General features: G+C 45.0%; 4 protein-coding genes. All 4 read left to right on the forward strand.

Annotation, left to right across the window (positions count from 1 at the left end):
- The first annotated feature begins 37 nt into the window (after window positions 1–37).
- Window positions 38–1,207, forward strand: coding sequence for an efflux RND transporter periplasmic adaptor subunit (locus K6C05_RS08935; RefSeq protein WP_296733815.1), 1,170 nt, complete (start codon window positions 38–40; stop codon window positions 1,205–1,207).
- Window positions 1,207–2,211, forward strand: coding sequence for a biotin/lipoyl-binding protein (locus tag K6C05_RS08940; protein ID WP_296733817.1), 1,005 nt, complete (start codon window positions 1,207–1,209; stop codon window positions 2,209–2,211). Before K6C05_RS08935 ends, K6C05_RS08940 begins: the two co-directional genes overlap by 1 nt.
- 5 nt (window positions 2,212–2,216) lie before the next feature.
- Window positions 2,217–4,436 carry an NHLP family bacteriocin export ABC transporter peptidase/permease/ATPase subunit gene (locus K6C05_RS08945; protein ID WP_296733818.1) on the forward strand — a complete coding sequence of 740 codons (2,220 nt, stop codon included), beginning with the start codon at window positions 2,217–2,219 and terminating at the stop codon, window positions 4,434–4,436.
- Window positions 4,437–4,453: 17 nt separating this feature from the next.
- Window positions 4,454–4,788: hypothetical protein (locus K6C05_RS08950; protein ID WP_296733821.1), on the forward strand; the 335-nt coding region annotated here is incomplete at its 3' end.

Consider the following 4,788-nt stretch of genomic DNA (forward strand, 5'->3'; position numbering starts at 1 on the left):
AAATATGTGTATATAATATCTGAAAGTGAGAATACCTATGAAAAAATATTTTTATATTGCTGTTGCAGTAATTTTGTCTATGGCCACATTGCTGGTGGTTTATGGGGCTTGGCTCAATTACAGCGATGAAAATCAGATTGCCAGACGATTGAGTGAGCGTACAATACAAATCGTTGGTGCCAAGGTCAAAAAGCAGGAGTTATATCCTCGTATAGAGCTTGATTTAGTGCGATTTTACAGTGAGAATATGACGGATGCCGTGGCCCTGACAGATGGTCGCATTGCTAAATGGTTTGTGAATAAAAATACTTCGGTACATAAGGGTGAGGCATTGTTGTCCATGGTCAATGAGCAGATACCGCTTAAAATACAGCGGGCTGCCAGTGCTGTAAAAAAGGCAGAAGCTACTTTGGCCCAAGCGTACAGTGCTTATCAAAGACAAAAGCAGTTAATGGAGCTGGATGCTACATCAAAGGAGAAATACGAAGCCTCAGAGGCTATGTACCTTGCTGCGCAGGAAGAACTGCAGGCTTCCCGTGCGGAATACAATCAGTGTCTGGTACAGGAAAATTGGTTAAATATTTATGCACCTGTTGCGGGCGAGATACTCATTATCTACAAGCAGGAAGGTTCCTATGTGCAGGCGGGGACTCCTGTAGCTCTTGTGGGAGATTTTGATACGCTTTATTTTAATGCTACTCTTAATGATCAGGATGCAAGACATCTTCATGTGGGGGATGTATCAACCTTGCGTTTTATGAATCAGGGCAATATGTGGAAGGCGTATGATACCGGCTATGCAGCAGGCAATCAAGGATGGAAACAAAAAATTAATACTGTTCTGATGGAAATCACGCCACCGCCTGAGGAACCGGCTGATATCCGTCGAGTCGTCTGGAAGGTGGATAATCGTGCTCATCTGCTGGAATCCATGACATATAACAATGTACTGCTGGAAATGGGAAAAGGCTATAGCGCTATTACAGTTCCGAGATCATCGTTTGTGGATTCTGATAAAAAAAGGGTCTTTGTAGTGGATGATGAGGGAGTTCTCTCCTATAGGAATGTGATTATAGGAGCTGATGACGGTAAGAATGTGGAAATTTTAAGTGGTCTTAGCGAAGGTGAAATAGTAGTATCCGGTGATTTGACCGGATTAAAGGAAGGTATGAAAGTGTCTGTTTCATTGGATGAGGAGGGGAACTGATGGCAGAACAGGATAAAGCTGCCCAGAGTGCTGAAGCTAAATGGAATAGAGGAAATCAGCAGATATTTAGTCAGGAAGCCCTTGATAAAATGCGCTCTCCGGAAAGATTGGATACGGTACTGCCTATTACTACCCCGGTTGCCTGGATGGGTCTGGTAGCTGTGGTGGTGATGGTTTTTGCTGTACTGATATGGTCTATTTGGGGATCTTTTACCGTAAAAGCTGATGGTATGGGATTGATTATGGATGCCAGTGGTGTGGTAAAGGTATCAGCAAATGTATCCGGCGTGGTGGACGAGGTGTATGTCCATTCTGGGGAAAAAATCAAAAAAGGTGATCCTATTGCACATATCGTGCAGGTGCAGGCAGAGGCAAGCACTCATATGGCTCAGCAGGTGCCTGAGCTGGCAATCAGTGAAAAGGATGCAGCCAGTCGGGTGCATGAATTTGATTCAAGACTGTATCAACAGCATATGACAGAATATATCAGGGCATCTCATGACGGTATCGTGGGAGAAATGAATGTGGAGGTCGGAACTACGGTAGGAGTAGGGATGTCGATATGTACCCTGCGCATTATAGACGGCAGACGCGATTTGACAGGAGTATTATATATTCCTGTATCCCATGGCAAAAGGGTAGAGCCGGGACAGACCATACAGCTGGCTCCCAACGGCGTGGATGTATCCCAGTCGGGAAGCCTTTTGGGAAATGTGCGTTCAGTATCCCAGTATCCGGTTTCTCTTGAGGCTGTACAAAAGAAAACCGGAAATGAGCATTTAGCACAATGGATACTTCAATCACAGCAGAGTTCCGTGATGGAAGTTAATTTCGATTTGGTAAAAGACGATTCTGATGAATCAGGGTTGCTATGGACTTCTTCGGTAGGAGAGCACAAGCCTGTTACTGCAGGGAGCTTTTGTACCGGATCTATTATTATCGAGCGCCGTCCACCGATAGAAAAGGTATTTTACAAGCTGAGCCAATGGCTGCGGAATAGGTGAGGACTATGGATTATATAAATACTATAAAGAATATAACTCATAGACCCAAAACCATGGTAAAGGTGCCTACGGTGCTGCAAATGGAGGCAACTGAGTGTGGGGCTGCTGCACTGGCAATGGTGTTGGCCCATTATGGTATGTGGGTACCATTGGAAAAATTGCGCGCAGAATGTGGTGTAAACCGTGATGGTTCAAAGGCCAGTTGTGTGCTTAGGGCAGCCAGGGGCAGAAATTGCGTGGCCGATGGATATCGTTGGACAGTGGATGATTTGCTGGAGTTAATTCCGGAAGAACCTTTTCCCTTGATTATTCATTGGGAATTCAATCACTTTGTGGTTTTGGAGGGAATCAAAAACGGTAAGGCATATCTGAATGATCCGGCCATGGGCCGCAGGACTGTTGATTTGGCAGAATTTCGTACATCATATACAGGTGTATCACTGTATGTGGCTCCCGGGGAGGGCTTTCAAAAGGAAGGTCATCGCTATAATGTGTTTAAGGATGTTGCCAAAAAATTGCTGGAGGATAAATGGGCGGCAGCGTTTATTCTGATATTGGAATTTTGCGCTATTATCCCGGGATTGGCTTCTCCGGTAATGAACCAGATTTTTTTGGATGATATTTTAACCAAGAAGCATCCGGACTGGATGCAGGGCTTTTGCATTGCCATGGTGGCATCTTTTTTGCTGACGGGTTTTATGTCGTGGCTCCGTGCTGTGGTACTTACCCAATGGCAGCGAAAATTAACTCTGGCAGATTCATCCAGTTATTTTTGGCATTTGTTGAGGCTGCCGATGCAGTTCTTCCATCAAAGATATGCTGCTGAAGTTGCAGGCCGAGTTGGATTCAATGAGTCCATTGCCGGGGTTTTGTCCGGACCGGCGGCTACAGCTGTGCTGGATTTATTTGTTGCAGTATTTTATTTACTGCTTCTTTTACAATACAATGTCTCTCTTACTTTAATAGGTGTGGCTTTTTCTTCTGTGGAAATCATACTGTTTTTTGCTATGCGCCGTCACCTGACTGACTTAAATATGCGTATACAGCAGGATGCCGGTAAAGCCTATGGTGTGGCCATGAATGGCTTGCGCATGATTGAGACTATAAAGGCTAATGGCGACGAAGGAGATTTCTTTAATAAATGGGCAGGTTATCAGACCAAGGTGCTGACGGCATCTCAGGAGACAGCTCTGTGGGCTATGTCAGTGAAACTGCTGCCTACTTTGCTGTCAGGTATTAATGGTGCGTTGATAATGACAATCGGTGGTTTTTCCATTATGGAAGGTGTCATGACCGCTGGTATGTTTATGGCTTTTCAACAGCTTATGGGAAGCTTTCAGGCTCCGGTTAATGCCTTGGTTGGCCTTGGGTCTACTTTACAGACTACGGAAATGCAGATGCAGCGTTTGAATGATGTAAAGCGTTATGAGGTGGATTCCCTTAATTTCCCTGACGAGGAGAGCCAGAAGGCGCAATCATCAGATAAGGAAAGACTTTCCGGTGCAATTGACCTGGAACAGATCAGCTTTGGATATAGCCCTTTGGAAAAACCTCTGCTGGAGAATTTTGACCTTCATGCCAAACCAGGCTCCTGGGTGGCCGTAGTGGGTGCCTCCGGTAGTGGTAAATCCACATTGGCCAAGGTTATTACCGGATTATACGAGGAATGGTCCGGAACATTGGCTTTTGATGGTATACCCAGAAGAAAACTGCCCCGTAATGTTATATTAAATTCCTTGTCATCAGTTGATCAGGATATTTTTCTGATTACGGGTACTATCGGGGAGAACATTGCCCTGTTTGATAAGACTGTGCTTAGAAGTGATATAATACAGGCCGCAAAGGATGCGTGCATACATGATGATATCCTGCAGCTTGAGGGCGGATACGATTCTCAGGTAGTGGAGGGCGGAACGAATTTTTCGGGCGGACAGCGGCAGAGGCTGGAGATAGCCAGAGCATTGGCCGTAAACCCATCAATACTTGTTTTGGATGAAGCAACAAGTGCATTGGATCCTATTACTGAAAAAACAGTTTTGGAAAATATCAGACATCGTGGGTGCACCTGTATAATTGTTGCACATCGTCTGTCCACGATTCGGGACTGTGATGAGATTATTGTTCTTTCTAATGGGAATGTAGTGGAGCGTGGTATCCACAGAGAGATGATACTTCATGACGGCCCATACAAAAGACTGATTGAGGAACGGGAGGCCGAAGAATAAGGTGGGAGGAAGGCTTTATGAACGATAAAGAGCATATTTTACATGCCGGGGAGCGCTTCCTTCTTAGGGACGAAAGTGTAGGCATTGAGATTGTCTCCGGTACTGTAGAAGTATATGGTGTTACCCGTGAGGAACAGACCTTCAGACAGTGCTATCTTATCAATTTGGAACCTGGAGATGGTGCATTTCCGGCTTTTGATGATTTTAATGAAATAGATATTCAGCTTTATGCATTGGAGGATGTTGTTCTTCGGGAAATATCCCTTTCAGGGGAATCGGTGGAAAAGCTAAGACCGCTGATGCAGGGCTGGTTTAAAAAGATGATGTCCCTGTCATGGCTGAGATTGTTGGC

Origin of the sequence: Anaerovibrio sp. (assembly GCF_024697385.1) — a bacterium.
Taxonomy (GTDB): domain Bacteria; phylum Bacillota; class Negativicutes; order Selenomonadales; family Selenomonadaceae; genus Anaerovibrio.